General features: G+C 72.3%; 32 protein-coding genes and 2 tRNA genes. 23 read left to right on the plus strand and 11 right to left on the minus strand.

What is annotated here, in order from left to right:
• Positions 1 to 24: 24 nt before the first annotated feature.
• The 6 genes from recO to AC0HI0_RS43460 all read left to right on the plus strand — a co-directional run bounded on the left by recO (position 25) and on the right by AC0HI0_RS43460 (position 4404).
• Positions 25 to 777, plus strand: coding sequence for a DNA repair protein RecO (recO, locus tag AC0HI0_RS43435; protein ID WP_480929290.1), 753 nt, complete (start codon positions 25 to 27; stop codon positions 775 to 777).
• 143 nt (positions 778 to 920) lie between these two features.
• Positions 921 to 1745 (plus strand): isoprenyl transferase, encoded by an 825-nt coding sequence (locus AC0HI0_RS43440; RefSeq protein ID WP_480929291.1) that lies wholly within the window; start codon positions 921 to 923, stop codon positions 1743 to 1745.
• Positions 1746 to 1792: 47 nt separating this feature from the next.
• Positions 1793 to 2254, plus strand: coding sequence for a hypothetical protein (locus tag AC0HI0_RS43445; protein WP_480934517.1), 462 nt, complete (start codon positions 1793 to 1795; stop codon positions 2252 to 2254).
• A gap of 1 nt (position 2255) precedes the next feature.
• The gene (locus tag AC0HI0_RS43450; protein ID WP_360736420.1) at positions 2256 to 2528 is read left to right on the plus strand and encodes a hypothetical protein; all 273 of its coding nucleotides are present in this window, start codon (positions 2256 to 2258) and stop codon (positions 2526 to 2528) included.
• Between the two features lie 42 nt (positions 2529 to 2570).
• A complete protein-coding gene (locus tag AC0HI0_RS43455) occupies positions 2571 to 3581 on the plus strand; it encodes a permease (RefSeq protein ID WP_480929292.1) in 1011 nt (336 codons plus the stop codon).
• Positions 3582 to 3630: 49 nt separating this feature from the next.
• Positions 3631 to 4404, plus strand: a complete 774-nt coding sequence (locus AC0HI0_RS43460; protein ID WP_480929293.1) for a TIGR03943 family putative permease subunit — start codon at positions 3631 to 3633, stop codon at positions 4402 to 4404.
• 21 nt (positions 4405 to 4425) lie between these two features.
• On the opposite strand, the gene AC0HI0_RS43465 is transcribed toward AC0HI0_RS43460, so the two are convergent.
• The 3 genes from AC0HI0_RS43465 to AC0HI0_RS43475 are packed head-to-tail and all read right to left on the minus strand — an operon-like array spanning position 4426 to position 5559.
• Positions 4426 to 4857 carry a Fur family transcriptional regulator gene (locus tag AC0HI0_RS43465; RefSeq protein WP_480929294.1) on the minus strand — a complete coding sequence of 144 codons (432 nt, stop codon included), beginning with the start codon at positions 4855 to 4857 and terminating at the stop codon, positions 4426 to 4428.
• The gene (locus AC0HI0_RS43470) at positions 4854 to 5249 is read right to left on the minus strand and encodes an ArsR/SmtB family transcription factor (protein WP_480929295.1); all 396 of its coding nucleotides are present in this window, start codon (positions 5247 to 5249) and stop codon (positions 4854 to 4856) included. The genes AC0HI0_RS43465 and AC0HI0_RS43470 overlap by 4 nt, the downstream gene beginning before the upstream one ends.
• A gap of 40 nt (positions 5250 to 5289) precedes the next feature.
• Positions 5290 to 5559, minus strand: coding sequence for a hypothetical protein (locus AC0HI0_RS43475; RefSeq protein WP_480929296.1), 270 nt, complete (start codon positions 5557 to 5559; stop codon positions 5290 to 5292).
• 17 nt (positions 5560 to 5576) lie between these two features.
• On the opposite strand from AC0HI0_RS43475, the gene AC0HI0_RS43480 reads away from it, so the two are divergent.
• The 3 genes from AC0HI0_RS43480 (at position 5577) to AC0HI0_RS43490 (ending at position 8252) form a co-directional block, all read left to right on the plus strand.
• Entirely contained in the window at positions 5577 to 5954 is a 378-nt protein-coding gene (locus AC0HI0_RS43480; protein ID WP_480929297.1) for an antibiotic biosynthesis monooxygenase family protein, read from the plus strand.
• Positions 5955 to 6114: 160 nt separating this feature from the next.
• Positions 6115 to 7500, plus strand: coding sequence for a glycine--tRNA ligase (locus AC0HI0_RS43485; protein WP_480929298.1), 1386 nt, complete (start codon positions 6115 to 6117; stop codon positions 7498 to 7500).
• Positions 7501 to 7505: 5 nt separating this feature from the next.
• Positions 7506 to 8252, plus strand: a complete 747-nt coding sequence (locus tag AC0HI0_RS43490; RefSeq protein ID WP_480929299.1) for an SMI1/KNR4 family protein — start codon at positions 7506 to 7508, stop codon at positions 8250 to 8252.
• A gap of 13 nt (positions 8253 to 8265) precedes the next feature.
• Here AC0HI0_RS43490 and AC0HI0_RS43495 read toward each other — a convergent pair whose 3' ends face one another.
• Positions 8266 to 9204: an AraC family transcriptional regulator gene (locus tag AC0HI0_RS43495; RefSeq protein ID WP_480929300.1), complete on the minus strand. Its 939-nt coding sequence runs from the start codon at positions 9202 to 9204 to the stop codon at positions 8266 to 8268.
• 84 nt (positions 9205 to 9288) lie between these two features.
• Between AC0HI0_RS43495 and AC0HI0_RS43500 the strand changes: the two genes are divergently transcribed.
• The 4 genes from AC0HI0_RS43500 to AC0HI0_RS43515 all read left to right on the plus strand — a co-directional run bounded on the left by AC0HI0_RS43500 (position 9289) and on the right by AC0HI0_RS43515 (position 12332).
• Positions 9289 to 9726, plus strand: coding sequence for an anthrone oxygenase family protein (locus tag AC0HI0_RS43500; RefSeq protein ID WP_480929301.1), 438 nt, complete (start codon positions 9289 to 9291; stop codon positions 9724 to 9726).
• A 156-nt stretch (positions 9727 to 9882) separates the two neighbouring features.
• Positions 9883 to 10221: a hypothetical protein gene (locus AC0HI0_RS43505; RefSeq protein ID WP_480929302.1), complete on the plus strand. Its 339-nt coding sequence runs from the start codon at positions 9883 to 9885 to the stop codon at positions 10219 to 10221.
• A 154-nt stretch (positions 10222 to 10375) separates the two neighbouring features.
• A complete protein-coding gene (locus AC0HI0_RS43510) occupies positions 10376 to 10861 on the plus strand; it encodes a carbonic anhydrase (RefSeq protein ID WP_480929303.1) in 486 nt (161 codons plus the stop codon).
• Between the two features lie 16 nt (positions 10862 to 10877).
• Entirely contained in the window at positions 10878 to 12332 is a 1455-nt protein-coding gene (locus AC0HI0_RS43515) for a SulP family inorganic anion transporter (protein ID WP_480934518.1), read from the plus strand.
• Between the two features lie 43 nt (positions 12333 to 12375).
• Here the strand turns inward: AC0HI0_RS43515 and AC0HI0_RS43520 are convergent, their stop codons facing one another.
• Both AC0HI0_RS43520 and AC0HI0_RS43525 read right to left on the minus strand, forming a co-directional pair.
• Positions 12376 to 13236 carry a serine hydrolase gene (locus AC0HI0_RS43520; RefSeq protein ID WP_480929304.1) on the minus strand — a complete coding sequence of 287 codons (861 nt, stop codon included), beginning with the start codon at positions 13234 to 13236 and terminating at the stop codon, positions 12376 to 12378.
• A gap of 16 nt (positions 13237 to 13252) precedes the next feature.
• Entirely contained in the window at positions 13253 to 13978 is a 726-nt protein-coding gene (locus tag AC0HI0_RS43525) for a Type 1 glutamine amidotransferase-like domain-containing protein (protein WP_480929305.1), read from the minus strand.
• A 46-nt stretch (positions 13979 to 14024) separates the two neighbouring features.
• Between AC0HI0_RS43525 and AC0HI0_RS43530 the strand changes: the two genes are divergently transcribed.
• From AC0HI0_RS43530 to AC0HI0_RS43540, 3 genes are all read left to right on the plus strand, one after another.
• A complete protein-coding gene (locus AC0HI0_RS43530; protein WP_480929306.1) occupies positions 14025 to 14663 on the plus strand; it encodes a YdcF family protein in 639 nt (212 codons plus the stop codon).
• A 28-nt stretch (positions 14664 to 14691) separates the two neighbouring features.
• Entirely contained in the window at positions 14692 to 15942 is a 1251-nt protein-coding gene (locus tag AC0HI0_RS43535; RefSeq protein WP_480929307.1) for a deoxyguanosinetriphosphate triphosphohydrolase, read from the plus strand.
• Positions 15943 to 16420: 478 nt separating this feature from the next.
• Positions 16421 to 17467, plus strand: coding sequence for a serpin family protein (locus tag AC0HI0_RS43540; RefSeq protein ID WP_480929308.1), 1047 nt, complete (start codon positions 16421 to 16423; stop codon positions 17465 to 17467).
• Here AC0HI0_RS43540 and AC0HI0_RS43545 read toward each other — a convergent pair.
• Positions 17437 to 17670 carry a hypothetical protein gene (locus tag AC0HI0_RS43545; protein ID WP_480929309.1) on the minus strand — a complete coding sequence of 78 codons (234 nt, stop codon included), beginning with the start codon at positions 17668 to 17670 and terminating at the stop codon, positions 17437 to 17439. The genes AC0HI0_RS43540 and AC0HI0_RS43545 overlap by 31 nt on opposite strands.
• Positions 17671 to 17750: 80 nt before the next feature.
• Here AC0HI0_RS43545 and AC0HI0_RS43550 point away from each other — a divergent pair, with 80 nt between their 5' ends.
• Complete coding sequence (locus tag AC0HI0_RS43550; RefSeq protein ID WP_480929310.1) at positions 17751 to 18317, plus strand: carboxymuconolactone decarboxylase family protein; 567 nt, start codon at positions 17751 to 17753, stop codon at positions 18315 to 18317.
• A 64-nt stretch (positions 18318 to 18381) separates the two neighbouring features.
• Here the strand turns inward: AC0HI0_RS43550 and AC0HI0_RS43555 are convergent, their stop codons facing one another.
• Positions 18382 to 19047, minus strand: a complete 666-nt coding sequence (locus AC0HI0_RS43555; protein ID WP_480929311.1) for a dioxygenase family protein — start codon at positions 19045 to 19047, stop codon at positions 18382 to 18384.
• A 127-nt stretch (positions 19048 to 19174) separates the two neighbouring features.
• Positions 19175 to 20074 carry a sigma-70 family RNA polymerase sigma factor gene (locus tag AC0HI0_RS43560; protein WP_480934519.1) on the minus strand — a complete coding sequence of 300 codons (900 nt, stop codon included), beginning with the start codon at positions 20072 to 20074 and terminating at the stop codon, positions 19175 to 19177.
• A 25-nt stretch (positions 20075 to 20099) separates the two neighbouring features.
• On the opposite strand from AC0HI0_RS43560, the gene dnaG reads away from it, so the two are divergent.
• The 3 genes from dnaG (at position 20100) to AC0HI0_RS43575 (ending at position 23419) form a co-directional block, all read left to right on the plus strand.
• Complete coding sequence (dnaG, locus tag AC0HI0_RS43565) at positions 20100 to 21989, plus strand: DNA primase (protein WP_480929312.1); 1890 nt, start codon at positions 20100 to 20102, stop codon at positions 21987 to 21989.
• Between the two features lie 47 nt (positions 21990 to 22036).
• Complete coding sequence (locus tag AC0HI0_RS43570) at positions 22037 to 22549, plus strand: hypothetical protein (protein ID WP_480929313.1); 513 nt, start codon at positions 22037 to 22039, stop codon at positions 22547 to 22549.
• Positions 22550 to 22672: 123 nt separating this feature from the next.
• Positions 22673 to 23419, plus strand: coding sequence for a trans-aconitate 2-methyltransferase (locus AC0HI0_RS43575; RefSeq protein WP_480929314.1), 747 nt, complete (start codon positions 22673 to 22675; stop codon positions 23417 to 23419).
• Between the two features lie 63 nt (positions 23420 to 23482).
• Here the strand turns inward: AC0HI0_RS43575 and AC0HI0_RS43580 are convergent, their stop codons facing one another.
• Positions 23483 to 23728, minus strand: coding sequence for a hypothetical protein (locus AC0HI0_RS43580; RefSeq protein ID WP_480934520.1), 246 nt, complete (start codon positions 23726 to 23728; stop codon positions 23483 to 23485).
• Positions 23729 to 23866: 138 nt separating this feature from the next.
• Here AC0HI0_RS43580 and AC0HI0_RS43585 point away from each other — a divergent pair.
• From AC0HI0_RS43585 to AC0HI0_RS43595, 3 genes are all read left to right on the plus strand, one after another.
• Positions 23867 to 23938, plus strand: a tRNA-Asn gene (locus AC0HI0_RS43585).
• 317 nt (positions 23939 to 24255) lie between these two features.
• Entirely contained in the window at positions 24256 to 25101 is an 846-nt protein-coding gene (locus AC0HI0_RS43590) for an oxygenase MpaB family protein (protein ID WP_480929315.1), read from the plus strand.
• Between the two features lie 85 nt (positions 25102 to 25186).
• Positions 25187 to 25264 (plus strand) — tRNA-Ile (locus AC0HI0_RS43595).
• Between the two features lie 487 nt (positions 25265 to 25751).
• On the opposite strand, the gene AC0HI0_RS43600 is transcribed toward AC0HI0_RS43595, so the two are convergent.
• Entirely contained in the window at positions 25752 to 26561 is an 810-nt protein-coding gene (locus tag AC0HI0_RS43600; RefSeq protein ID WP_480929316.1) for a hypothetical protein, read from the minus strand.
• Positions 26562 to 26595: the final 34 nt, after the last annotated feature.

Raw genomic sequence — 26595 nt, forward strand, 5'->3', positions numbered from 1 at the left:
CTGGTCCGGGGGGTTGTTCCAGAGATGGCGAATCTGTACCGGGACACGGGTGTGGTCCTGCGGGTGCAGAAGCTCGGCGAGGCCGACCGCATCATCACCCTGCTGACCCAGAAGCACGGCAAGGTGCGCGCGGTCGCCAAGGGGGTCCGGCGGACGTCCTCGCGGTTCGGCGCGCGCCTGGAACCGTTCGGGCACGTCGACGTCCAGTTCTACCCGGGCCGCTCGCTGGACGTGGTCACCCAGGTGCAGACGCTGGACGCGTTCGGCGTGGTCCTGGTGGACGACTACCAGCGCTACACGGCGGCGTGCGCGGTGCTGGAGACCGCCGACCGGTTGACCGCCGAGGAGGGCGAGCCGGTGCTGCGGCTCTACCTGCTGGTCACCGGCGCGTTGCGGGCGCTGGCGGCGAAGGAGCGGGACGCGTCGCTGATCCTGGACGCGTTCCTGATGCGCGCGATGGCGTTCGCGGGCTGGGCCCCGGCGGTGAACGAGTGCGCGCGGTGCGGCGACCCCGGTCCGCACCGGGCGTTCAACGTGCACGTGGGCGGGCTGGTGTGCCACAACTGCCGTCCGCCGGGCAGTTCCCAGCCCAACGAGGCGACGCTGCGGCTGCTCGGGGCGCTGCTGCACGGCGACTGGGACGTGGTGGACGGCATCCCGAACGCGCCCCGGCGCGAGGCCAGCGGCCTGGTGGCCGCGCACCTCCAGTGGCACCTGGAGCGCCGGCTCCGGTCGCTGCCGCTGGTCGAGCGCAAGGCGCCCTTGGCGGACGGATAGAGTCGCCAGCCGCACCGAACTTCCCCGCTGCCCGCGTGGCCGCCGGTCGTGGCACGGCACTCGTGGCACCGCGGGTGCGGCACGCCGTGCGGCGCACCGGCGGCCCGCGCCGGGGACCCGATCTCCGAGAGGACTCTGCCCACATGCTTCGCCGAAGGCGGGCCGAACGCGTCGCGCGCGTTCCCCGACCCCCGGACCCGCACCCCACCGGCGCCGTCCCGCCGTCGATCCCGGCCGACCTCGTGCCGAAGCACATCGCGATCGTGATGGACGGCAACGGCCGCTGGGCCAACCAGCGCGGCCTGTCCCGCATCGAGGGGCACAAGCGCGGTGAGGCCGTGGTGGTGGAGGCGGCCAAGGGCGCGATCGAGCTGGGCGTGAAGTGGCTGTCGCTCTACGCGTTCTCCACCGAGAACTGGCGGCGCAGCCCCGAGGAGGTCCGGTTCCTGATGGGCTTCAGCCGTGACGTCATCCGCCACCGCACCGACGAGCTGGACGAGCTGGGGGTCCGGGTCCGGTGGGCGGGCCGGCGGCCCCGGCTGTGGCGCAGCGTGATCAACGAGCTGGAGGTCGCCGAGGAGCGCACCCGCGACAACGCGGTGCTGAACCTGGCGATGTGCATCAACTACGGCGGACGGGCCGAGGTCGGCGACGCGGCGCGGGAGATCGCGCGGCTGGCCGCCGCCGGCCGGATCAACCCGGACAAGGTGGACGAGCGGACCATCGGCAAGTACCTGTACCAGCCGGACATGCCGGACGTGGACCTGTTCATCCGGCCGTCGGGGGAGCAGCGCACGTCGAACTTCCTGCTGTGGCAGTCGGCGTACGCGGAGCTGGTGTTCCAGGACATCCTGTGGCCGGACTTCGACCGGCTGGACCTGTGGCGGGCGTGCGAGTCGTTCGCGCGGCGGGACCGGCGGTTCGGCGGCGCGGTGGACAAGCCCGATGTGGACGAGGAGAACGAGTGACCGACGATCCCGCAGCGACCGGCGACCCCGGCGCGCCCGAGGACGCCGTGACCGATCCCGCGGCGACCGATCCCGCCGCGACCGAGGCGGACGACGCGGCGGTGACCGCGCGGCTGCTCACCTCGGCGCGGGAGGCGCTGGAGCTGTTCCACGAGGTGCACGTGGACGACGACGGGGCGTTGAGCTTCCGGCACGGCGACGTCCCGTGCGCGGTGCAGGCGATGCGGCTGGCCGAGGGGCTGACCGTGCTGAGCCTGACCTGCGTGGTGGCGTGGGACCTCCCGCAGAACCCGGACCTGGCCGCTTCGGCGGCTGAACGAGCAGGTCAGGGCCTGTTCGGCACGCTCGGTGTGGTGCACACCGAGCGGGGGGTCGACGTGACCCTGCGGTATGCGTTCCCGGCCGAGGGGCTGCGTACCGAACCGCTGAGCACCTTGCTCATGCTGGTGGTCTCTACGGCGTCCCAGCTGCGCACGGAGCTGCTGGCGGGCGCGGAAGGCGGTGCGTGACGTGGCCGGGGTGATCGTGTACGAGCCGGACGACGACGCGGAGGTCGAGGGGTTGCCGTGGGCGATCACCTTCGAGGCGTCGGCGGGCGAGGACTGGGACTCGTTCGTGTGCGGCCCGTACGAGCGGGACGAGGCGGTGGCGCTGGCGGAGTCGGTGATCGCCGAGGGCCGGGGCGTGACGGCCGTGGTGGAGCCGCTGCTGCCGGTGCGCAGCGCGATGGACGTGCTGTCCACGATCGACGAGCTGCGCGAAGAGGTCGAAGACCCGACGTAGGTCGGTTCGGCGGCGCGGGCGGCACCTGGCATCATCTCGACAGTGACAATCACTGGCGAAATCCGGGGGTCACGCCCGCGCCGCACGCCGCCCCGCTTCCGGGTGACGTCGCTGGAAATCCTGTGCGTGGTGCTGGTGCTCGCGCTCCTGTTCCAGGACTGGCTGGTGTCGGCGCTGAACGTGCCGGTGCTGCGCACGGCGTCCACGGTGTTCGTCGCGGTGTGCGTGCAGGCGTTGCCGTTCCTCGTGCTCGGGGTGCTGATCAGCGGTGCGATCGCGGCGTTCGTGCCGCCGAGCGCGCTGCGCAGGCTCCTGCCGAAGAAGACCGCGCTGGCGGTGCCGGTGGCCGGTGTCGCCGGGATCGCGCTGCCGGGCTGCGAGTGCGCTTCGGTGCCGGTGGCGCGCCGGTTGATGCAGCAGGGCGTCGCGCCGGCGGTCGCGTTGTCGTTCCTGCTGGCCGCGCCGGCGGTGAACCCGATCGTGCTGGTGTCGACGGCCGTGGCGTTCCGGGACGCGCCGCTGATGGTGCCCGCCCGGTTCCTCGGGTCGCTGCTGACCGCCGTGGTGATGGGCTGGCTGTGGACCCGGTTCGGCAAGGCCGGGTGGATCGCGGAACGCGCGCTGCGCCGGCTGCCGGACCGCGACGGCACGTCGCGCTGGCTGGTGTTCGCCGAGACCGCCCGGCACGACCTGGTCGAGGCCGGTGGCTTCCTGGTGCTCGGCGGGGTGTTCGCGGCGGCGTTCAACGTGCTGGTCCCGGCCGAGTGGCTGGAGACCCTGGGCGGCCAACTGGTGCTCGGGGTGCTGGTGATGGCGCTGCTCGCGGTGGTGCTGGCGCTGTGCAGCGAGGCGGACGCGTTCGTCGCGGTGTCGATGTCCGCGCTGCCGCTGCTGCCCCGGCTGGTGTTCCTGGTGGTCGGTCCGGCGGTGGACGTGAAGTTGGTCGCGTTGCAGGCCGGGGCGTTCGGCCGGGGTTTCGCGGCCCGGTTCGCGCCGGTCACGTTCGTGGTGGCGATCGCGTGCGCGCTGGTCGCGGGTGCGGTGTTCCTGTGAGCGGCCGGGCGGGTGTCGCGGTGGACGTTGCGGTGAGGCGGGAGAGCTGATGCGGCGGGAAACCCAGAACGTGCTGCTGGTGCTGCTCGGCGGCGCGCTGCTCAAGCTCGCGCTCAGCGGCACCTACCTGCGGTACGTCAAGGAGTCGCTGCAGCCGTGGCTGGTGGTCACCGGCTCGGTCATGATCGTGCTCGCGGTGGTGGCGATCGTCCAGGACCTGCGGCGCGGGCGCTCGGTCGAGGTCCCGCACCCGGCCGAGGGCGCGGCCGGGGAGCCGGTCGAGGACGATCACGGCGGCGCGCACCACCACGACGGGCACGAGCACGGCAGTTCCCGCAGCCCGTGGATGCTGCTGCTGCCGGTGCTGGCGGTGTTCCTGATCAGCCCGCCCGCGCTGGGCGCGGACACGGTGAACCGGTCGGACCGCAACGCGGCGCAGGAGGCCAAGGCGGGCAACGGGTTCGCGCCGCTGCCCGGGGACGAGGTGGTCCCGCTGACCATCGGCGAGTTCGTCACCCGGACGGCGTGGGACGACTCGGGCTCGCTCGACGACCGGACCGTGAAGCTGACCGGGTTCATCGTGCGCAAGGAGCGCAACGTCTATCTGGCCCGGCTCACCATCTCGTGCTGCGCCGCCGACGCCGCCCCGGTCAAGACCCTGCTCACCGGCCAGGACTTCGCCGCGCTGCCGACCGACCAGTGGGTCGAGGTGGTCGGCCGGGTCGTGCCCCGCTCGGCGACCAGGGAGAACGCCTACGTGCCGACGTTCACCGTCGGCGAGGTCACGCCGATCGTGCCGCCCGAGGACACCTACGAGGGCTAGCGCTCGCGCGCGGACCGGCCGCTAGGAGGGCTTGGCGGCCTTGGCGCAGTCCGCGCACGTGCCGAAGATCTCCACGGTGTGGCTGACCTCGGAGAACCCGTTCTCCTCGGCCACCCGGTCGGCCCACCGCTCCACGGTGGGGCCCTCCACCTCGACGGTGCGCCCGCAGGTGCGGCACACCAGGTGGTGATGGTGGTGCGACGAGCAGCGCCGGTAGATCGCCTCGCCGGAGTCGGTGCGCAGCACGTCCACCTCGCCGGCGTCGGCCAGCGACTGGAGCGTGCGGTACACCGTGGTCAGGCCGATGCCCTCGCCGCGCCGGCGCAGCTCCTCGTGCAGCTCCTGCGCCGAGCGGAAGTCGTCCAGCGAGTCGAGCAGCCGCGACACGGCGGTGCGCTGCTTGGTGGAACGCAGGCCCGGCACGTTGGTGTTGGGGCGCTCGCTCGTGGTCACAGTTCCTCCGTCCCGAGTACTGCGGAGTTGATACCACGCGGACCTTCGTCGACGTGTGTGACGGCGTCCACCACGATGTGCGCGAGGTGCTCGTCCACCAGCCGGTAGACCACCTCGCGGCCGTGCCGCTCGCCGTGCACCACGCCCGCCGCCTTGAGCACCCGCAGGTGCTGGCTGATCAGCGGCTGGGCCACGCCCAGCGCCTCGACCAGCTCGTGCACGCACCGGTCGGCCTCGCGGAGCTGGAGCACGATCGCGATGCGCACCGGGGCGGCCAGGGCGCGCAGCAGCTCCCCGGCGGCGGACAGCGTGTGCGCCGGGCGCGGGGGCACGGGTTGGGCCGCGCCGCGCGTCGGGGAGTGCACGTGCTCGCTCCGCACTTCGACCGTCACGGCGCCTCCGACCACGTGGAATGGATTTTCAGCACCAATACTACGTTCCCAGCACAGACCAGGTCACAAGCACAAGAACCGCAAGTACCAAGAGCCGCAGCACGCGCGCGCTGGGCGTCAGGAACCGCCAGGTCGCCGCGAGCAGACCGGCCACCCCCAGCACGAGCAGGCCGAGCAGCAGCGCGCCGACCGTGCCGCGCACCCACACCCCCGCCCCGAACAGGCCCAGCACCAGCAGGAACACCGCCGGAGCGGGCACCTTGGCCAACGGTCCGGCACCGGGGATCAGCGTCCGCTTCGATTCCGCCACCGTGGCATCCTTGCACCGTGCTGCTCGTGTGCCGGTTCACCGTGCCCGTGTCCGAAGTCCCGGCGTTCACCGCGCGCGTCGGCCGGGCCCTGGAGCTGTTGACCGCTCGGCCGGGCTGCCGGCGGGGGTCGTTGGGCCGGTCGACCGACGAGGAGGACCTGTTCGTGTTGACCGTCGAGTTCGACTCGGTGGTCGCCTACCGGCGGGCGCTGTCGCCGTTCGAGGTGCGCGAGCACGTCGTGCCGCTGCTGTCCGAGGCCGTGGCCGAACCCGCCGCCTTCGAGCCGCTGCTGGTCGCCGACGGCGGCGCGGTCGAGCGGCTGACCAGCCTGGTCGCCGCCGACGCCGGCACCGTCCGGCTCGGCGAAGCCGCCGGCCCCGCGACCCCGCGCTAGCCGCCCGGCCCGGCGGGCCGGCGGAAGCCCCGCGTCGCGCGCGGCTCGTCCGCCGTCCGCGCGGGTCGGGCACGTCGGGGCTGTGGTCGCCCGATGGAGGCGCGACCCCGAGGACTACCCTGGCAACCCCGTTTACCCCGCCCCTCCGATGGAGTTGTCCGTGGCAGCCGATCGCATCGAGACCGTCGTCAGCCTGTGCAAGCGCCGCGGGTTCGTGTACCCGTGCGGCGAGATCTACGGCGGGACGAGGTCGGCCTGGGACTACGGTCCCCTCGGCGTCGAGCTGAAGGACAACATCAAGCGGCAGTGGTGGAACTACATGGTCCGGGGCCGCGAGGACGTGGTGGGCCTGGACTCGTCGGTGATCCTGCCGCGCGAGGTGTGGACGGCGTCCGGGCACGTCGAGGCGTTCGTCGACCCGCTGGTCGAGTGCAACTCGTGCCACAAGCGGTTCCGGCAGGACACCCTGGTCGAGGAGTACGCCGAGCGCACCGGCAAGCAGGTGGCCGAGGGCGACGTGTCCGACGTGCCGTGCCCGAACTGCGGCACCCGGGGCCAGTACACCGAGCCGAAGATGTTCAACGGCCTGCTCAAGACCCACCTCGGCCCGGTGGAGACCGACGAGGGCCTGCACTACCTGCGCCCGGAGACCGCGCAGGGCATCTTCACCAACTTCCTGAACGTGCAGACCACGTCCCGGCGCAAGCCGCCGTTCGGCATCGGCCAGATCGGCAAGAGCTTCCGCAACGAGATCACGCCCGGCAACTTCATCTTCCGGACCCGCGAGTTCGAGCAGATGGAGATGGAGTTCTTCGTCGAGCCCGGCACCGACGAGGAGTGGCACCAGTACTGGATCGACGAGCGCACCCGCTGGTACACCGAGCTGGGCATCTCGAAGGAGAACCTGCGGCACTTCGAGCACCCGAAGGAGAAGCTGTCGCACTACGCGAAGCGGACCGTCGACATCGAGTACCGCTTCCGGTTCGGCGGCCAGGAGTGGGGCGAGCTGGAGGGCATCGCCAACCGCACCGACTTCGACCTCAACACCCACTCGAACCACTCGGGTGTCGACCTGTCGTACTTCGACCAGGCGACGAACTCGCGCTACCGGCCGTTCGTGATCGAGCCGGCCGCGGGCGTGGGCCGGCCGATGATGGCGTTCCTGCTGGAGGCCTACACCGAGGACGAGGCCCCGAACGCCAAGGGCGGCGTGGACAAGCGGGTCGTGCTGCGGCTGGACCGCCGGCTCGCGCCGGTCAAGGCCGCCGTGCTGCCGCTGTCCCGCAACGCCGACCTGTCGCCCAAGGCCAAGGACCTGGCCAACGCGCTGCGCCGGCACTGGAACATCGAGTTCGACGACGCGGGCGCGATCGGCCGCCGCTACCGCCGGCAGGACGAGATCGGCACGCCGTTCTGCGTCACGGTCGACTTCGACACCCTCACCGACCACGCGGTGACCGTGCGGGAGCGCGACACCATGTCCCAGGAGCGGGTGTCGATGGACCAGCTGGAGTCCTACCTGGCGGCCCGCCTGATCGGGTCCTGACGGCCGTGCGGCCCGACCTGGTCCTGCTGCGCGAACTGGTGGAGCACGGGTCGGCGGTCGAGGCCCGGCCCGGTGGTGTCGGCGCGGCGGCGATCGCCGAGGCGGAGGCCGTCGTCGGGCCGCTGTCGCCGTCGTTCCGGTGGTGGCTCGCCGAGTACGGGACGGGCACGGTCGACGGGATGCCGATCGCCGCGCCGCCGCCCTCGGGCGAGCCGCCCGAGGACTTCGAGGAGACCTCGGACGGGCTGGTCGACGGCCTGGACGGGACGCGGCTGTGGTTCTGCGCCGAGCCGTGCGGCCACCGGTACGGCTTCGCGCTGGACGCGGTGGTCGACGGCGAGCACCGGGTGGTGGAGCGGGACCCGTTCACCGGCGAGGACGAGCCGGTGGCGGAGTCGTTCGCCGGGTTCCTGGCGGTGAGCGAGGCGCGTGCCGCCGGGCTGCGCGACGGGCCGAACCCGACCGTCGCCGCGCTGTGGCGGTCCACGCCGGGCGTGCTGCGGGCCGACGGCGTGCTGCTCTACGGCCCGCAGGCGATCCGTGAGCGCAACGAGGCGTTCGAGGTGGCGCGGTACGCGCCGAACTGGGTGCTGGTCGGCGACGACAGCGGCGGCGCGGGGTTCTTCATGCGCCGGCACGGCCGCGACCGGGTCTCGGTGTACCGGCTCGACCTGGGCGCGGTCGACGAGAACGTGGCGCTCGACGGCGAGTTCGTCACCGACGACCTGCTCGGCTGGCTCGACCGGGCCTGACCGGGCGCGGGCCTCAGGCGCCCGGGTCTTCGCGGGTGCGGTGCTCCGACGGGCTCACGCCGCGCACCCGCTTGAACGCCGCGCTGAGCGCGAACGGCGTGCTGTAGCCGACCTGGCGGGCCACCGCGGCGAGGGTCGCGGAGGGTTCGCGCAGCAGGTCCGCGGCGAGGGTGAGCCGCCAGTCGGTCAGGTAGGACATCGGCGGCTCGCCGACCAGTTCGGTGAACCGGCGGGCCAGCGCGGCGCGGGAGACGCCGGCGGCGGCGGCCAGCGACGCCACGGTCCACTGCCGGGCCGGGTCGGCGTGCAGCAGGCGCAGCGCGCGGCCCACCACGGGGTCGCCGTGCGCCTGGTACCAGCCCGGTGCGTTCGCCTCCGGCCGGCAGAACCACGAGCGCAGCACGGAGATCAGCAGCAGGTCCAGCAGGCGGTCCAGGACGGCTTCCTGACCGGGCTCGTCCTTGTCGATCTCGCCGGCCAGCAGCGGCACCAGCGGCAGGTCGGACTCGGGGGCCACCAGCAGCGGCGGCAGCGCGGACAGCAGCCGGCGGCTCACCTCGCCGTCGAGCTGGTAGGTGCCCGACAGCAGCACGACCGGGCCGTCCGGGTCGCCGCCCCACGTGCGCACGCCCAGGTCCCACCGCTCGCACAGCGCCGCGCCCTCGGGGGTGGTGCTGATCTCGCCGGGGTGCACGACGGCCTGCACGGGCGTGCCGGGGTCGTCGGCCAGCGTGTACGGGTCGGGGCCGCGCAGCACCGCCACGTCGCCCGCGCGCAGCCGCACGGGGTCGCCGGAGTGGGGGAGCACCCAGCCGTCGCCGCGCACCACGGCCACCACGGTCAGCGGCGCGCGGTCCTGGATGCGCAGGGACCACGGCGGGTCCAGGACGGTGCGCAGCAGGAACGCCCCTCGTGCGCGGGGTCCGTCGAGCAGCCCGGCCAGTGCGTCCACGGTTGCCCAGCCTAGAGACGATCGGACATGGGATCGAGCCCCTGGGCCATGGAAAGTCTCGCCCGGGTCGACTTGACTGTCCCCATGTTCACCTTGACGATCATCGCGGCCCTGGGCTGCGGCCTGATGGCGGGCGTCTTCTTCGCGTTCTCCGCGATGGTCATGCCCGGTCTGCGGCGGGCCGCGCCGGCCGAGGGCGCGGCGGCGATGCGGGCGATCAACATCGCCGTGGTCAACCCGGTGTTCCTGCTGGTCTTCCTGGGTACCGGCGCGGTGTCGGCGGTGGCGGCGGCGCTGGGCGGCACGGTGGCCGGCTGGGTCGGCGCGGCGCTCTACCTGCTGGGCGGCGTCGTGTTCACCGCCGCATATCACATTCCACGCAACAACGCCTTGGAGCGCGAGGGCACGACCGAGTACTGGGCGCGCTACTTGCGTGAATGGGTGCCCGGCAACCACGTCCGGGCGATCACCTGTCTCGGTGCCGCGCTGGCGTTCACGTTGGCCGCAACGCAGCTCTCCTAGTTGTCACGATGAGTAGTTTTCACGATTTCGAATGATCTAGCTCACGCACAAACGAGTGAATATCCCGTTCGGCACCCCGATCAGGCGGCACCATTAACCCCGATGTCATCCCGCACTGGGAAACTGACAGCACCGGCGCGATCATCGGGGGGTGTCATGGCGCGTGTCGCGGTAACGGCGGTGCTCCTGGCACTGCTCGCGGTGCTCACCCCGGCGCCCAGCGGGCCCGGTCACGTCGCGGACCTCGCGGTGACCGCCCACCGGGTGCCGGTGGCCGAGGCGCTGTCCGAAGAGGACCCCAACCGGGAGAGCCGCAAGCTACCCGAGACGCGCGCGTTTTCCGCCTCGCCCCACCGGATCGGGCCCGACCGCCCGGCCGAGCCGCCGGTCCGCCCGGCGGCCTGCCGCGCCCGGCACCCCGAGCCCGCGCCGCTCGCCACGGGTCACCGGCCCGGCCGGCCGACACCGTCCGCGCTCCAGGTGTTCCGGAACTGATCCCACCGCTGTGCCACAACCGCATCCTCGCCACTACTGACCTGTGAGGAATCCCGTGGAATTCCGTCACCTAGTTCAGCATGCCCGGACGCATTCGCAGCGGCGCTCCCCGGAAACGGGGCGGCGGCTCGCGGCCGGGCAGTCACCGACGGCCTTGTTCATCACCTGCGCCGATTCCCGGATCCAGCCGGCCGCCATCACCGGGGCCGAACCGGGCAGCCTGTTCGAGCTGCGCACGGCGGGCAACGTGATCCCCGCGTTCAGCCCGCATTCGGCCTCCAGCGAGATGGCCACCATCGAATTCGCCGTCGTGCAGCTGGGCGTCGCCGAAATCGTGGTGTGCGGGCATTCGCACTGCGGCGCGGTCAACGCCCTGCACTCCGGCCGGCCCGCGCTCGACCACCTGCCGACCATGCTGCGCTGGCTCGCCACGCACGCCCCGTTCCGGACCGGCACGCCCACCGACGGCCTGCGCGCCGAGGGCATGGAGCACGTCCTGGCGCAGTTGCGCGCGCTGGAGGACTACCCGTTCGTGCGGGACCGGATCGCCTCCGGCGACCTGCGCGTGCACGGCTGGTTCTACGACATCGAGTCCGGCGACGTGTCGGCCTTCGCCGCCGACCGCTTCCAGCCGCTCTAGGAGTCGTGGCGTGACCATGCACATCGAAGAGCCCGTGTCCCGCTCGCCCGGCGGGACCTCCTGGTGGCCGGACGTCGGGGCGTCGATCGTGGTGTTCCTGGTGGCGCTGCCGCTGTGCGTCGGCGTCGCGGTGGCCTCCGGCGTCCCCGCCGAGCTGGGCATCGTCACCGGCGTGGTCGGCGGTCTCGTCGTCGGCCTGCTGCCCGGCAGCTCGTTGCAGGTCAGCGGCCCCGCCGCCGGCCTCACCGTGCTGGTCGCCGACACGGTGGCCGGGCACGGCCTCGCGGCGCTGGGCGTCATCGTGCTCGGCGCGGGCCTGATCCAGGTCGCGCTGGGCCTGCTGCGCCTGGGCCGCTGGTTCCGGGCCATCTCGCCCGCCGTCGTGCAGGGGATGCTGGCCGGCATCGGACTGGTGCTGGTGCTCGGCCAGCTCTACCCGCTGGCGGGCCTCGCCGCTCCCGCGACGACCGCCGAGAAGTTCACCGGCCTGCCGGGGCTGGTGGTCGCCGCGGTCGCGTCGCCCGCCGGCGTCGGCGTCGGGGTGCTGACCCTGGTCGTCGCGGCGCTGTGGAAGCGCACCAGGTTCCGCGCCGTGCCCGGCGTGCTGGTCGCCGTGGTGGTGGCCGCCGGGGTCGGGGTGTTCCTGCCGCTGGCCCGCATCGAGGTCGGCCCGCTGACCGACGTCGTGCGGCTGGTCGACTTCTCCCTGGTCGACGCGGGCGTGCTGGGCGCGGCCGTGACGTTCGCGCTGGTCGCCTCGGCGGAGAGCCTGTTCAGCGCGGCGGCCGTGGACCGGATGCACAACGGTCCGCGCACGCGGTACGACCGCGAGCTGGTCGCCCAGGGCGTCGGCAACACCGTGTGCGGCGTGTTGGGTGCGCTCCCCATGACCGCGGTCATCGTCCGAAGCGCGGCCAACGTGCAGGCCGGCGCGCGCACCAAGGCGTCCCGCGTGCTGCACGGCGTGTGGCTGCTGGTGTTCGTCGTGGCGCTGCCCGGCGTGCTGTCCTACGTGCCGCTGGCGGTGCTGGCGGCGATCCTGGTGCAGGCCGGCTGGAAGCTGCTGGAACCGCGCCGGGTGCTGGAACTGGCCCGCGCGGACCGGGCGGAGAGCGCGGTGCTGCTGCTCACCGCCGGGCTGATCGTCACCACCGACCTGCTCACCGGCACCCTGGTCGGCGTGCTGGCGGCCGTGGTGAAGACGGCGTGGGACGTGTCGCGGCTGACCGTGACCGTCACGCCGGACGGCGGCGAGCACGAGCACGTGACCCTGCGCGGCAACGCCACGTTCCTGAAGCTGCCCAGGCTGCTGGAGGCGTTGGAGGCCCTGCCGGTGACCAAGCACGTCCGGGTCGACCTGCGCGGCCTGCGCCACCTCGACCAGGCGTGCCGGCAGGCCATCGAGCAGTGGGCGGCGGCCCACCGCACGGCGGGCCGCACGGTCGACCTGATCCGGCCCGCGTCGGTCTGATCGCACGGTCCGGGGGACAGCGCGGTCCCCCGGACCGCCGGGGTCAGCTGCCGGGGACCAGGGTCGACAGCAGCGAGCGGGTGATGTCGTCGAGGTGGCCGCGCGCGTCGTCGGGCGAGATGCTGCTCTGCACCGACAGCAGCGCGACCACGTACCGGTCGGCCACCACGCCCGCCGAGTGCAGGTACAGGTCGGTCGGGTAGTACCACATCCAGCCCTGCTTGGCGTAGCCGCCGACACCGGGCGTGAGCAGGCCGAACGCCTGGTCGAAGCCGTCGGCCGCGGTCGCCGGGGCGGAGGACAGCGCGTCCACCACGAACGTGCGCGCCGACTCCGGCAGCCTGGTCAGCACGTACTGGTAGAGCCGCACCAGGTCGTCGGCGGACATCTCGACGTCGCCCCACTGCGACGGGTCCTCGGGCGCGTGCGTCTCGACCAGGCCCGCCAGCGCGGCCACCCGGCCCACCGCGCCCATGCCGTCGCGCTCGGTCCACAGCTCGTTCATGGCCTCGTCGTCGCTGTCGCTCAGCGCCCGGCGCAACCGGTCCCGGTCGGCGTCGTCGACCTCGCCCGAGCCGAGCAGGTCGACGGCCACCAGGAGCTTGCTCAACGACGCGGTGTGGAACGGCACGTCGTCGCGGTAGCCGGCGGACTTGCCGGTGGTCAGGTCCAGCACGTCCACCGCCAGGTCGACCCCGGCGCTGCCGTCCACCGCCCGCGCCACGGCCGCCGAGAGGTCCGGGGCGGTGGACTCGGCGGCGCGTGGCACGGCCGGCCGCGGCGTGTCCGCGGACGTGGTCGTCGGCGCCGGTGTCCCGGCGGGCGCGGTCGGGCTCGTCGCGGTGCACGCCGTCGTCACGACGACGACCAGCGCGAGCCCGGTGACCCACCGTCTTCCTGCCACGTTTCCAGAGTCCGTTTCACAGCCGCCGGATGTCGAGCGATTCCTCCTGTGCGATTCCTGAAGACCCGTCACGTACCACCACGTAGGCCCCGCCGTTGCGCCTCTCGGACACCGCCTCCACGAGTTCGGTTCCCCGATACAGCACGCCCGCGCCGTCGTCGGTGCAGTACGTCGTGGGCAGCACGCCGGCCTCGACCGCGGCGTGGATCGTCGGCCGGCGCAACGCCTCGGAGTCATAGTGCACCCCGTTGCCGTAAGGCAGCAGCGCGAGGCCGTTGGTGACCACCCGCAGATCGGGTCCGAACGAGTCGGTCGCGCCGCCGGTGTGCCAGCAGATCGAGCCCGCCGAGACCCCGCCGAGCACCACCCCCGCCTCCCACGCCCGGCGCATCGCCTCGCCGACCCCGTGCACGTCCCACACGGCCAGCAGGTTCGCCACGCTGCCGCCGCCGACCCACACCACGTCCTGCTCCAGCAGGAAGCCCTCGACGTCGTCGGTCGAGGGCATCATGAACAGGTTGAGGTGGCTGAACTCCCAGCCGGCCAGCCGCGCGGCCTCGTCCAGGTCGGCCTGGAACGCGCGCTGGTCGCCGGCGGCCGTGCCGACGTGGCACACCTTCGGCTTCGCCGCGCCGGAGAGTTCGACCGCGAAGTGGACGAGCCGGTGGAATTCGAGGTTCGTGCGGGAACCGGCCTTGAAACCGCCGGAGGTGGCCAGGATGGTGGGCTGCTCTGCGGGCATTGCGTGATCCTCGCAGCCCGCGCGGCCGGTGTGGAATCATCGTGGGGTGACCTTCCTGGCCCGGATCCGCCGCTTGGTCCAACGAACCCTGATCGGTGCCCTGGTGGTCGGGTTCCTCGTGGTGGGCGGGACGGCGTTCCGGGTGTGGCAGGTGGCCCGCGAGGACGACCGGACGCACGCCGACATGGCCGTGGTGCTCGGTGCCGCCCAGTACAACGGCGTGCCCTCCGAGGTGCTGGAGGCACGCCTGGAGCACGCCCGCCGGCTCTACGAGCAGGGCGTGGTCAACTACATCGCCACGACCGGCGGCCGCCAGCCCGGCGACAACTTCACCGAGGGCCAGGCCGGCCGGATGTGGCTGGAGTCCAACGGCGTGCCCACCGACCGCATCCTGGAGATCGGCGAGGGCACGGACACCCTGGGCAGCATCCACGCGCTGGCCCAGAAGGCGCGCGCCAAGTCGCTGAAGACCGCGGTGATCGTGTCCGACCCGTGGCACTCGTTGCGCGCCCGCACCATGGCCGAGGACGAGGGCTTGGACGCGTGGGCGTCGCCCACCCGCAGCGGCCCGAACGTGCAGACCCGCGAGACCCAGTTCTTCTACATCCGGCGCGAGACCGGGGCGCTGTTGTACTACCACCTGATGAAGGCCCCGGTGGACGCGTTCGACGGCATCGTGCTCTGAACGCGCCCGCGTTCCTTACGCTGTGCGGATGAGCGGCGGGTACACCGGTTTCGACTCCGCGCGGCTGCTGGCCGAGGAGCCCAAGGGCGCGGTGCTGGCGGGCGTGACGGGCGAGCGGCGCACGCCGTTCTCCCGCGACCGGGCCCGGGTGCTGCACTCCGCCGCGCTGCGCCGGCTGGCCGGCAAGACCCAGGTGGTCGGGCCCGGCGAGGGCGCGGAGGTGACCGGCGTGCCGCGCACCCGGCTCACCCACTCGCTGGAGGTCGCCCAGATCGGCCGGGGCATCGGCGAGGAACTCGGCTGCGACCCGGACGTCGTGGACACCGCCGGTCTCGCGCACGACATCGGCCACCCGCCGTTCGGGCACAACGGGGAACGCGCGCTCGACGACCTCGCGGGCCCGTGCGGCGGGTTCGAGGGCAACGCCCAGACCCTGCGCATCCTGACCCGCCTGGAACCCAAGACCGACCGGGGCCTCAACCTCACCCGGGCGTGCCTGGACGCCGCCACGAAGTACCCGTGGCCGCGTCGCGCCGGAACCGCGAAGTTCGGCGTCTACCAGGACGACCTGGACGTCTTCCAGTGGGTGCGCGAGGGCGCGCCGGAGGGTCGGCGGTGCCTGGAGGCCCAGGTGATGGACTGGGCCGACGACGTCGCCTACTCGGTGCACGACGTGGAGGACGGCGTGCTCGCGCACCGCATCGCGCTGTCGTCGTTGGGCGACGCCGAGGAACGCGCGGCGATCGCCGAACTGGCCGCCAAGCACTTCTCCGCCGAGTCGGTCGCCGACCTGGAGGCGACCGCGCAGGAGCTGTCCGGGCTGCCGGTGATCGCGGAACTGGCCACCTACGACGGGTCGCTGGGCGCGCAGGTCGCGCTCAAGCGGCTCACCAGCGAGCTGGTCGGCCGCTTCGCGTCGGCGGCGGTCGGCGCGACCAGGGCGGAGCACGGCGACGGCCCGCTGTCCCGCTACGCCGCCGACCTCGTCGTGCCGCCCCTGGTGGCCGCGGAGGTCGCCCTGCTCAAGGCGATGGCGGTCCGGTACGTGATGAGCGACCCGGTGCGGCTGCGGCTGCAACGCCGGCAGCGCGAGGTGATCGCGGAGTTGGCGGCGGGGCTGCTGGCGGGCGCGCCGGACTCGCTGGACCCGGCGTTCGTGCCGGCGTGGCTGCTGGCCGGTGACGACGCGGCGCGGTTGCGGGTGGTGGTGGACCAGGTGTCGTTGCTGACCGACGCGCAGGCGTTGGCCTGGCACGCGGCCAAGGGCGTTGCCGGCTGATCGTCGATGGGCGTCGGGGACGTGGGCTCGGGTTTCGTGTTGAGGCGGCTTGTCCTGGGCGTGGGGTTCGGTCGTGCTGCCGGGTTCGGGCGGCACGGATGGTGGTCGGGCCGAGCTTGCCGGGTGCTGGGGACGTGCGCCTGACGCGGTTTCGTGGCGGGGGTGCGATGGCACAGCGTTCGGTTCTGCTGCGGGGTCGGGTCCGTGGGCTCGGAAGGCACGCCGTGCTCGGAGGTTGCCGATCGGCGCAGATGCGTTGGTCTGGCACGCGGTCAACGGGGTCACAGGCGGGCAGCCGGGCACGTGGGCTCGGGTTTCGCGGCTGCGGGCTGGGGCTTGGGTGCCGCGAGGTGGTTGTGGGCTCAGCAGGGTCGAGGTCGTCGGTGTTGCGCGAGCGGGCCCGGGCATGCGGCCCAGGGCGTCACGGGGTGAGCGGTGGCACACTCGACCGTGCCCGCCCGATCCCCGAGGAGACCCCGTGCCCGATCGAGCGCACCTGAACTTCGTCCTGTCCCTGCACGACGCCATCGCACCCGACCGGACCCGCAACGCTGTCTGGTCGCCGTACTCGGTGGCCGGCGCGCTGGGCATGGTCGCCCACGCCGCGCGCGGCGGGACGCGGCGCGAGCTGGACGCGCTGCTCGGCGCGGGCAACGCCGACCTGCTGCGCGACTCCGAGGTCGGCGACGACGCGGAGTTCGCGGTGGCCAACACGCTCTGGGCGTGGGACGCGCTGCCGCTCGTCGACGGCTTCCTGGCCGAACTCGCCCGGTGGCCCGGCGGGCAGGTGCGCTCCGCGCCGTTCACCGACGACCCCGAGGGCGCGCGCAAGCTGATCAACGCCGACGTCGCGGACACCACCCGCGGCCTGATCCCCGAGCTGCTCCCGGCCGGCGCGGTCAAGAGCGACACGGTCGCGTCGCTGGTGAACGCGCTCTACCTGAAGTGCGCGTGGAACGAGGAGTTCCCGGCGGACGACACCGCGCCCCGGCCGTTCCGAGGCGCGGGCGAGGTGCCGACCATGCGGCTGGAAGCCACGCTGCGGCACGGGAAGGCCCCCGGCTGGGAAGCCGTCGCGATCCCCGCGCACGGCGGCGTGGAGGCCGTCGTGCTGCTGCCCGACGACGGGCTCGGCGACCTCGCGGGCGTGCCCGCGCTGCTGGAAACCCTGGAGCCGCAACGGATCGAGCTGTTCCTGCCGAAGCTCGCGCTGACCGTGCCGACGACGCTGGGCGCGCCGCTGCGCGAGGTCGGCGTGCGGGCGCTGTTCACCCGGGACGCCGACCTGACCGGGCTAAGCCCGGACCCCCGGCTCTACGTGGACGAGGTGCTGCACGAGGCCGTGCTGCGGCTGGACGAACAGGGCTTCGAGGGCGCGGCGGCCACCGCGGTGATGATGCGGCTGACGTCGATCGTCGAGCACCCGCCCGCCCGGACGGTCCGGGTGGACCGCCCCCACCTGCTGCTGGTGCGCCACCAGCGGACCGGCGCGGTCTACTTCCTGGCCCAGGTCGTCGCGCCCTGATCCGGGAACCGGAGCCGGAGCCGCATCCCCTCGCCGTCGCGGCCGGGCAGCGCGCACAGCAGCACCGGGCCGCGCTCGCCGTGGCGGGCCCGGACGGCGCACGACTCGCCGCTCATCAGGGTGCCCGCGAGCATTCCGGCGGCTTCGGGGTCGAGTTCCAGGGTGAGGCTGGTCGTGGGGTTCGACGCTATGCCCTTCGTCACCCCCGACCCAGTCACCCGAAGGTGTCACGTTCGCCGGTGCCGTCTCGTCCGGGAAGTGCGACCCGGAACGAGGAGGGCACATGCCGAGGATTCCCGCGCTCACCACGAAGCAGGCGAACCCGCTGGTCAAGCTCGCGTACTGGATGACCAGGAGGCGGTACGGGGCGGTGCCGGAGCCGATCGCGGTGTCCGCGCACCACGGCCGGTTGCTGCTGGCCGGCGCGAAGCACGAACTGGCCGTCGAACGCGCCGCGAAGGCGTTGCCGGCGTCGCTGCGGGACCTGGTGGTCTACGCGACGGCGGTGAAGCTCGGGTGCTCGTGGTGCGTCGACTTCGGCACCATGCTGATCAAGCACCAGGGCCTCGACGTGGAGCGGCTGCGCGAGATCGACGTGTACCAATCCTCGGAGAAGTACACCGAAATCGAGAAATTGGCACTCGCCTACGCCGACGCGATGACCGGCACTCCGGTCACCGTGACCGACGAGCAGGTGGCCGAACTCGATCGCCGGCTCGGCCACCGGGGCCTGGTCGAGCTGACCTACCTGATCGCGCTGGAGAACCAGCGCGGGCGGTTCAACTCGGCGTTCGGCATCACCGACCAGGGCTTCACCTCCGGCGACGCGTGCCGCGTGCCGCTGCCGTGATCCCGCTGCCGTGATCCGGTCCCGGGTGGATGGCCGTGTCTCCCGGACGGCCATCCGCCGCGGATCAGGCGGTGCGCACCACGAAGTCGAACTTGCCCTGGTACCGGTTGGCGGTGAGCGGGCCGAGCGGGATCACCGTTTCGCGGAGGTAGTACGCGTCACGGCGGTTCGCTGCGCCGAAGTTCACGCCGTACGCCTTGGTGTCGTCCGGGAAGTAGAGCTGCGTGGTGAGGATCGGACCGCGCGGGGCCTGCACCTTCACGTGGATGTGCGGCGTCCGGCCCGGGTACTCGTTCGGGACGATCGTCTCCAGCGTGAACGAGCCGTTCGCGGCCGTGAACTGGTGGCCGCGACCCCGGTAGGCGCTCGTGCTGTTGTCGTACGCGCCGCGCTGGTCGGCCTGCCAGAAGTCGACCAGGACGTTGGCCAGCGGCTTGCACCGCAGGTCGTACACGAACCCGGTGAGGCTGAGCAGGACGCCGGTCACGCCCGCCGTGCGCAGGTTGGTGCGCAGCGGCGAGTTGCGCCGGAAGTACGGGCCTTCGATGACGGGAGGGGTGTCATCGCCGTCCGTGCACTGCGGCGTGAGCGGCAGGGTCTGCCCCTCCGCCAGGGAACTGCCGGCCAAGCCCACGCCCGCGGCGGTCAGCGCCACGGCTGCCGTGGCGGCCGTGCCCGTGGCGATGAACGACCGACGTGTGGTGCCGTCGTCGTTGAGCTTTTCGGTCATGTAAGGCGTTTCCTTTCCGATGAGAAAGGCGGCACCGTCAACGCTATCCAGGTCTAGACAACCACGGATCTACCGTTCAGTTCACTCCCAGTGGCGGGTTGGTTGCTCCGCGTGGCCGTGCGGCTGATCAAAACCGCACGTGGGTCAGTTTGTCCGGGTTCGCCACGTCGTAGAGCGCGGCCAGCTTCCCGTCGCGCAACGCGAACGCCGTGACCCGCGCGGCGAGGTCGCCCTGCGCCGCGAACCGGACCCCCAAGTCGCCGTTGACCAGCACCGGCACCCCGCCGGGCAGGCCCGCGTACCGGCGCATCAGGCCGAACAGGAAGCGGGAGACCTTGTCCGGGCCGGTGATCACGTTCAGCGCGGTGCGCGCCTTGCCGTCGCTGTCGCCCATCATCACGACCTCCGGGTGCAGCAACCCGACCACCGTGTCCACGTCGCCCGCGGCCAGCGCGGCCAGGAACTTCTCCAGCACCTCGCGCTGCTCGTCCAGCGCCACCCGCGGCGGCGGGGGAGCGGCGGAGGCGGCCCGGCGGCCCCGCGAGGCGTGCTGGCGGGCCGTGGCGGGCGTGCAGCCCAGCGTCTCGGCGATCGACTCGAACGGCACCCCGAACGCGTCGTGCAGCACGAACGCCACCCGCTGCTCGGGCGTGAGCCGGTCGAGCAGCACCAGGGCCGCCATCCGCACGCCGTCGTCCCGGACCACCACCTCCAGCGGGTCGTCCTCGAACGAGGTGACCAGCGGCTCGGGCAGCCACTGCCCGACGTAGCGCTCCCGCCGCACGGCCGCCGAACGCAGCCGGTCCAGGCACAGCCGCCCCACCACGGTGGTCAGCCAGCCGCGCAGGTCCACGATCCCGGCCCGGCCCTGGTCGGACAGCCGGGACAGCCGCAGCCACGCCTCCTGCACCGCGTCCTCCGCGTCCGCGACGCTGCCGGTGAGCCGGTAGGCCACGCCGACCAGGTGCGCGCGGTGTCCGGTGAAGGCGGCGGCCAGGCTCTGTTCGGCGGCGGTCACGGCCTCCAGTCTGCCGGCACTAGACTCGGCGACCGTGGCAGGACGAATCCGGGACAGCGATGTCGCGTTGGTGCGTGACCGCAGCCGGATCGACGAGGTCGTCGGCGACCACGTGTCGCTGCGCCGGGCCGGTGGCGGCGCGCTGAAGGGCCTGTGCCCGTTCCACGACGAGAAGTCGCCGAGCTTCAACGTCCGGCCGACCCACGGCACGTACCACTGCTTCGGGTGCGGCGAGGGCGGCGACGTGATCGCCTTCGTGATGAAGGTCGAGCACCTGGGGTTCGTGGAGGCGGTCGAGCGCCTCGCCGACCGGGCCGGCATCCAGCTCACCTACGAGGGCGGCGGCGCTACGGTCCAGCGCGACCGCGGCACCCGCTCCCGGCTGCTGGAGGCGCACCGCGCCGCCGCCGAGTTCTACGCCGAGCAGCTCGGCTCCCCCGAGGCGATGCCCGCGCGGGAGTTCCTGGCCCAGCGCGGTTTCGACGAGAACGCGGCCCGCACGTTCGGCTGCGGGTTCGCCCCGGCCGGCTGGGACAGGCTCACCAAGCACCTGCTGGGGCGCGGCTTCGAGCTGACCGAGCTGATCAAGGCGCAGCTGGCCAAGGAGGGCCGGCAGGGCCCGATCGACCGGTTCCACCGCCGGCTGCTGTGGCCCATCCGGGACCTCGGCGGGGACGTGGTGGGCTTCGGCGCGCGGCGGATCTTCGACGACGACCAGATCCAGGCCAAGTACCTCAACACCAGCGAGAGCCCGATCTACAAGAAGTCCACCGTGCTGTTCGGGCTGGACCTGGCCAAGCGGGAGATCGCCAAGCGCCGGCAGGCCGTCGTGGTCGAGGGCTACACCGACGTGATGGCCATGCACCTCGCGGGCGTGCCCACGGCGGTCGCGTCCTGCGGCACCGCGTTCGGCGCGGAGCACATGAACGTGCTGCGCCGGCTGCTGATCGACGACGACCTCAACGGCGAGGTGATCTTCACCTTCGACGGCGACGCGGCCGGCCAGAAGGCGGCGCTCAAGGCGTTCGAGGGCGAGCAGCAGTTCTCCGCGCAGACCTACATCGCGATCGCGCCCGACGGCATGGACCCGTGCGAGCTGCGCCAGGACAAGGGCGACGTCGCGGTGCGCGACCTGGTGGCCCGGCGCACCCCGCTGTTCGAGTTCGCCATCCGCACCCAGTTGCAGGGCTACGACCTGGACTCGGTGGACGGCCGGGTCGAGGCGCTCAAGAAGATGGTGCCGTTCGTCGCGCAGATCAAGGACCGCGCCAAGCGCGACGGCTACGCGACCAAGCTCGCCTGGTGGGTGGGCTGGGACGACGAGTCGGCCGTGGTGCGCCGGGTCCGCGAGACCGCGACCGGCCGGGCACCCGCGAAGGGCAGGCCGCGCCCGGTCGACCCGAACCAGGGCGCGCTCGCCGTCGAGGTGGACGGCCCGGCCCGGCCGGACCCGCGCGACCCGGAGCTGCTGCCGCAGCGGGAGGCGTTGAAGGCCGCGCTGCAACTGCCCGAGATGGCCGGCCCGAGCTACGACTCGCTGCCCGACGAGGTGTTCACGCACCCGGTCTACCAGGCGCTGCACCGGGCGATCCGGGACGCGGGCGGCGTGTCCGGCGGCCTGTCCGGGCCGGTGTTCGTGGACGCGGTCAGTCAGCGGTGCGACCAGCAGGTGGTGCGGTCGGTGCTGACCGAGCTGTCGGTGGAGGCGTTGCAGGTGCGCGCCGACGAGTACCGGTACGTGCAAGGCGTGCTGGCGAGGTTGCAGCAGCGGCTGGTGGGCTCGCAGATCGTGGAGATCAAGTCCCGGCTGCGGCGGGTGTCGCCGGTCGAGGACGCCGACGAGTACCGGGCGCTGTTCGGCGACCTGATCGCGTTGGAGGAGTACAACAAGGAACTGCGCGACCAGTCGGTCGGCGGGCTCTGATCGGGGACCGGCGGTGAGGGAGATCTGGCAGTGATGGGGATCCGGCGGTGACCGGGATCTGGCGCAGGCTGTTCGGCTCGGGCGCGCCCGAGGGGTTCACCGGCGGGTTGGCCGAGGACGAGCACGTGCTGGCGTCGGCCGCGACCGGGGACGGGTTCCTCGTCGCGACCACGCTCGGCCTGTGGCTGCCGGGGCCGCGCCGGCTCGGCTGGCACCTGGTGTCCAAGGCGTCCTGGAGCGGCAACGCGCTGAGCGTGGTCGAGGCCGAGGAGGACGGGACGGCGGGCGGGGCCGTGCTGCTGCGCGACCTGCCGGCGGTGCGGTACCCGTTGGCGACGCCCGGGAAGGTGCCCGAGGTGGTGCACGCCCGGGTGACCGGCTCGATCCGGTCGCGGCACCGGCAGGAGGACCCCGGGGCGTGGTTCCTCCAGCGCAAGGTGCCGGGGCGCGACGGCGTGGTGTTGCAGGTGCGGCCGGACCCCGGCGCCGACGTGGCGCGGGTGCGGGAGATCGCGGCGGAGGCCGCGGCGAAGCTCGCCTCGCTGAGGGTTGACTCCTAGCAGTACGCGCGTACTGTACGGGTGTGGTTGCAGTACGCCCGTACTGCAACGGGCTGTGCCGCAGATCGCTGTACCGCATCGGGTGGTGCCGCAACGGGTGGTACCGCAATGGGGGTGCGTCGCATGTGGGATCCGGTGGAGTACCTGGCGTTCGCGGATCACCGGTCGCGGCCGTTCCACGAACTCGTGGCCCGGATCGGGGCGGCCTCGCCCCGGCGGGTCGTGGACCTGGGGTGCGGGCCGGGCAACCTGACCGGGACGTTGGCCGCGCGGTGGCCCACGGCGGTCGTGGAGGCCCTGGATTCGTCGCCCGAGATGGTCGCCGCGGCGCGTGAGCGCGGCCTGGACGCGCGGGTGCAGGACGTCACGACGTGGATGCCCGCCGCGGACACGGACGTCGTGGTGACCAACGCGGTCTTGCAGTGGGTTCCGGGGCACGAGGAGCTGCTGCGGCGGTGGGTCGACGCGCTGCCGTCCGGGGCGTGGCTGGGGATGCAGGTGCCCGGCAACTTCGACGGGCCGTCGCACGCCGTGACCCGGGCCCTGATCGCCCGCTCGTGGCCCGCGCTGGCCGGGTTGGTGCGGGTGTCCCCGGTCCTCGACCCGGAGGGCTACGCGGACGTCCTGGCCGCCGCCGAGGTGGACGCCTGGGAGACGACCTACCTTCAGCGGCTGACCGGGGCCGACGCGGTGCTGGAGTGGATCACGGGGACCGCCCTGCGCCCGGTGCGGGCGGCGCTGGACGACGCCGCCTGGGCCGACTTCCGGGCCCAGTTGGCACCGTTGCTGCGCGCGGAGTACCCGCAACGGCCGGACGGCACGACGTGGTTCCCGTTCCGCCGGATCTTCGCGGTGGCCCGCGTTCGTTGATCTTCGCGGTGGCCGCGTCCGCCAGGTGCGGTCCGGTGCGGTGTCGGCGGTGCGGCGTGGGCGTCAGTTGGCCCGGGGGATCACCGGGTCGCGGCGGTAGGGGTCGTGGTGCCCGTTGGTGGGCTTGGCGGCCGAGCGGCCGAACCCGGTCTTCTCGCTCACCTTGGCCCGCACGATCCCGGCGGCCCCCTGCACCGCGGGGTGGTCTGCCACGGCGCGGTAGGCGCGCACGATCTGGTCGTATCGCGCCCGGCCCGCGCGGGCCCCGAGGACGTAGCCGACGGCCGCCCCGAACAGGATGCCCTTCATGAGGTCTCCTCTGCTGCCAAAGTGCCTGGTCACGTCCCATCCTGCCGGACCGGGAGGGGGGTGTGCGCGAGCACTGTTCCGGATGCGCTAGAGTTATGTCCCGTCAGGCCGACGAGGCCCGGCGAGACAACCGAACATTCCCCCTTAGCTCAATGGCAGAGCATTCGACTGTTAATCGAAGGGTTACTGGTTCGAATCCAGTAGGGGGAGCATCTTCCCGGTCCGGCCCCCGTCCGATGTGGACGGGGGCCGAGCTGTCTGCCGGTCATCGCCTGCCCTCTTCCGCCGTGGTCGCGGTCCAGCCCCAGGGTGACCACCACCCTCACCCCCGAAACCTGCCGCAGGTCTCCGGTGCCCGCGCCAAGGTTCACCCGGTCAGGTGGTCCCTTCGGAAGGTGCCGGGCGTGGTCGAGGTGTGCCGGGTTGCCGAGGTGTGCTGGGTGGCCGAGGTGGGCCGGGCGCGCGGTACCGGAAGATCACCCGTTCGCCGTATCTTGCGATGCTGCCGGCGCCGGGACGCTTTCCCCATGTCGGATCGCTTCGCCAACCGTCGGCTGATCGAGTCCTTGGACCCCGTGCGCGACCACCAGCGCATCATGCGCGTGTCGTCCGGCTACGAGTTCCCGTGGGACTACGTGCGATCACTGGAGTTCGCCCTCTTCAAGACCTACTGCGTGCCCTCGATCTCGGGGCTGCTGGCCAAGACGGGCGAGTTCGAGCGCCGGACGCAGAAGCGCTACGACGACACCGCGCTCCTCATGGCCGAGCTGGTCGACAACGGTTACGACTCGTCGCGCGGCAAGGAGGCGCTGCGTGTGGTGAACCGGCTGCACGGCCGGTACGCCATCGCGAACGACGACATGAAGTACGTGCTCTCGACGTTCGTGTACGAGCCGATCGACTGGCTTGAGCGTTATGGCTGGCGACCCTTGACCACGCAGGAGCGGCTGGGCGCGTTCCACTTCTACCGCGCCGTGGGCACCCGAATGGCAATCCGTGACGTGCCGGACGACTACGACGAGTTCCGGGCGTTCAAACAGGCGTACGAGGAGCGGGAGTTCGTCCACCACGAGACGAACCGCCGGATCGGTCAGTACACCCTGGACCTGTTCTGCTCCTGGTACCCGGCACCCAGAGCCGTCACGTCGCGCGCGGTGCTGGCGCTGTTGGACGACCGGATGATCCGGGCGTTCGGCTTCACCGCGCCCCCGCCGTGGCTGGGGGCCTTCGAACGCCAGGCCCTGCGGCTGCGCGCGCGGGTGGTCCGCCGCCTCCCGCCACGCCGGGCCCCGCGCCTGACCAACGATCCGGGCAACCGCACGTACCCCGGCTACCCGGCCGGGTACCAGCCGTCGGACCTCGGAGCCCCGTAGAAGCTTGCACACGGGTTGGTCACGTGCTGCCGGGTTGCCGAGACGCGCGGACCGCTGATCTGTACTCTCCTGAACCGCACATCAGGGGGCGGTAGCTCAGCTGGTCAGAGCAGCGGACTCATAATCCGTCAGGTCGTGGGTTCGAACCCCACCCGCCCCACCACTCGCCCTGGTCGACGAAGGTCGTGCGGTGGTCGCCTCAAGATCACCGCCGGACAACCGCTTTACGTGCGGTACTGCTTCGTTTAAGCGCTTTCGGTGGACGCGAAGATCGAACGAGCGCTCGCCGCGCGGCTGGCCAACAGGATGACCGGCATGGGTGGTCTGCTCCTGACCCAGCGGGGGACCGGGGGTCCGTGTCATCCCGTCGACCTCCCGAAGGGCTATCACGTGAGCCGGGGACCTGCGAGCCTGGGATTGGAAGCGCCGGGTTGGGTGGCATGTCGCAGGCCCCCGGCTCACGCGATAGGGCTGCGCCAGGTCGACGGGATGACACGGAGCCCCTCTTTTGCGTTGACCGAAGTGGCGGAATCATCGGGGTGGTGCGTTTATTCGGTCTTTGATCGGGATTCCGTTTGGTGTGTGGGGTGTTCTTGTTGCTGACGGCGAGTGCGCGCTTGGGGGGTGTGGGTGTCGTCGGCGGCGGCGGGTCAGGGTTTGGGGTAGTGGAGGGTTATGCCGCCGTGGATGACGCTTGCCTGTATGCCGTGGACTGATCCCTGCACCACGTTCACCATTCGTACGGGTGGGTCGGAGTTGGGCGGGTCGGCGTCGGGTGGATCGGCGTCGGGTGGAGTGGAGTTGGGTGGAGTGGAGTTGGGTGGGGTGGGGGAGTTGGGCGGTGTGGGGGTAGGGGTGGTTGGGGGGTCGGCGGAAACGGGTGGGGTGGGGTTTCGGGTGTCGAAGCCGGGGACGCGGACCCACGCGGTGGCGTTGTACTCCTTCTCTTGCACGTTCAGCGAGCTGAAGTGGGTGCGCCTTACGTGTTTCGTGTAGTCGCCGCCGAACGCGGCAGCGAAAGCCCCACCGGAGACGATGACTGCGGTGTTCATCCCGGTGCACCTGGACGACAGGTCTTTGAACGCTGTCGCGTTCAGCAGCCTGCCTAGCGAGATCTTCGGCGCGTACAGGCCGGGGTGTGGTCCTACTGCGCCGCTTTCGACGGCCAGGCGTAGGCGGATGTCGGGACGTCGTCGGCGGTTGTGGTCGTCGACCAGGGTTTCCAGGTGGTGGGTCGCGTCCAGCACCTGGCCCAACCGCCTGCCGGGCAACGTGATCAGCGCGCCGTCCCCGGTCGGTTCCCACTCGACCACGTCGGAGCGGAGGATGCCGGCGTCGGCGAGGGCGGCGCGGACCAGCGCGTCCACGGCCATCCGCACGGGCTCCAGGTGGTGGCCCTCGTTGCGTGCGGAACCGATCACGTCCACGCCGAGTAGCGCCCGGTGCTCAGGTAGCTCCATGCCGGCCGATTGTCACCGATCGGGAGGGGTGCCA

Source organism: Saccharothrix sp. NBAS 001 (genome assembly GCF_056640475.1).

Coding starts and splice junctions, on each gene's coding strand:
- AC0HI0_RS43515 (WP_480934518.1), top strand. CDS start 10,878: ATGCACATCGAAGAGCCCGTGTCCCGCTCGCCCGGCGGGACCTCCTGG.
- AC0HI0_RS43575 (WP_480929314.1), top strand. CDS start 22,673: ATGTGGGATCCGGTGGAGTACCTGGCGTTCGCGGATCACCGGTCGCGG.
- AC0HI0_RS43460 (WP_480929293.1), top strand. CDS start 3,631: ATGCGGCGGGAAACCCAGAACGTGCTGCTGGTGCTGCTCGGCGGCGCG.
- AC0HI0_RS43525 (WP_480929305.1), bottom strand. CDS start 13,978: ATGCCCGCAGAGCAGCCCACCATCCTGGCCACCTCCGGCGGTTTCAAG.
- AC0HI0_RS43500 (WP_480929301.1), top strand. CDS start 9,289: ATGTTCACCTTGACGATCATCGCGGCCCTGGGCTGCGGCCTGATGGCG.
- AC0HI0_RS43590 (WP_480929315.1), top strand. CDS start 24,256: ATGTCGGATCGCTTCGCCAACCGTCGGCTGATCGAGTCCTTGGACCCC.
- AC0HI0_RS43535 (WP_480929307.1), top strand. CDS start 14,692: ATGAGCGGCGGGTACACCGGTTTCGACTCCGCGCGGCTGCTGGCCGAG.
- recO (WP_480929290.1), top strand. CDS start 25: ATGGCGAATCTGTACCGGGACACGGGTGTGGTCCTGCGGGTGCAGAAG.
- AC0HI0_RS43580 (WP_480934520.1), bottom strand. CDS start 23,728: ATGAAGGGCATCCTGTTCGGGGCGGCCGTCGGCTACGTCCTCGGGGCC.
- AC0HI0_RS43505 (WP_480929302.1), top strand. CDS start 9,883: ATGGCGCGTGTCGCGGTAACGGCGGTGCTCCTGGCACTGCTCGCGGTG.
- AC0HI0_RS43550 (WP_480929310.1), top strand. CDS start 17,751: ATGCCGAGGATTCCCGCGCTCACCACGAAGCAGGCGAACCCGCTGGTC.
- AC0HI0_RS43440 (WP_480929291.1), top strand. CDS start 921: ATGCTTCGCCGAAGGCGGGCCGAACGCGTCGCGCGCGTTCCCCGACCC.
- AC0HI0_RS43600 (WP_480929316.1), bottom strand. CDS start 26,561: ATGGAGCTACCTGAGCACCGGGCGCTACTCGGCGTGGACGTGATCGGT.
- AC0HI0_RS43555 (WP_480929311.1), bottom strand. CDS start 19,047: ATGACCGAAAAGCTCAACGACGACGGCACCACACGTCGGTCGTTCATC.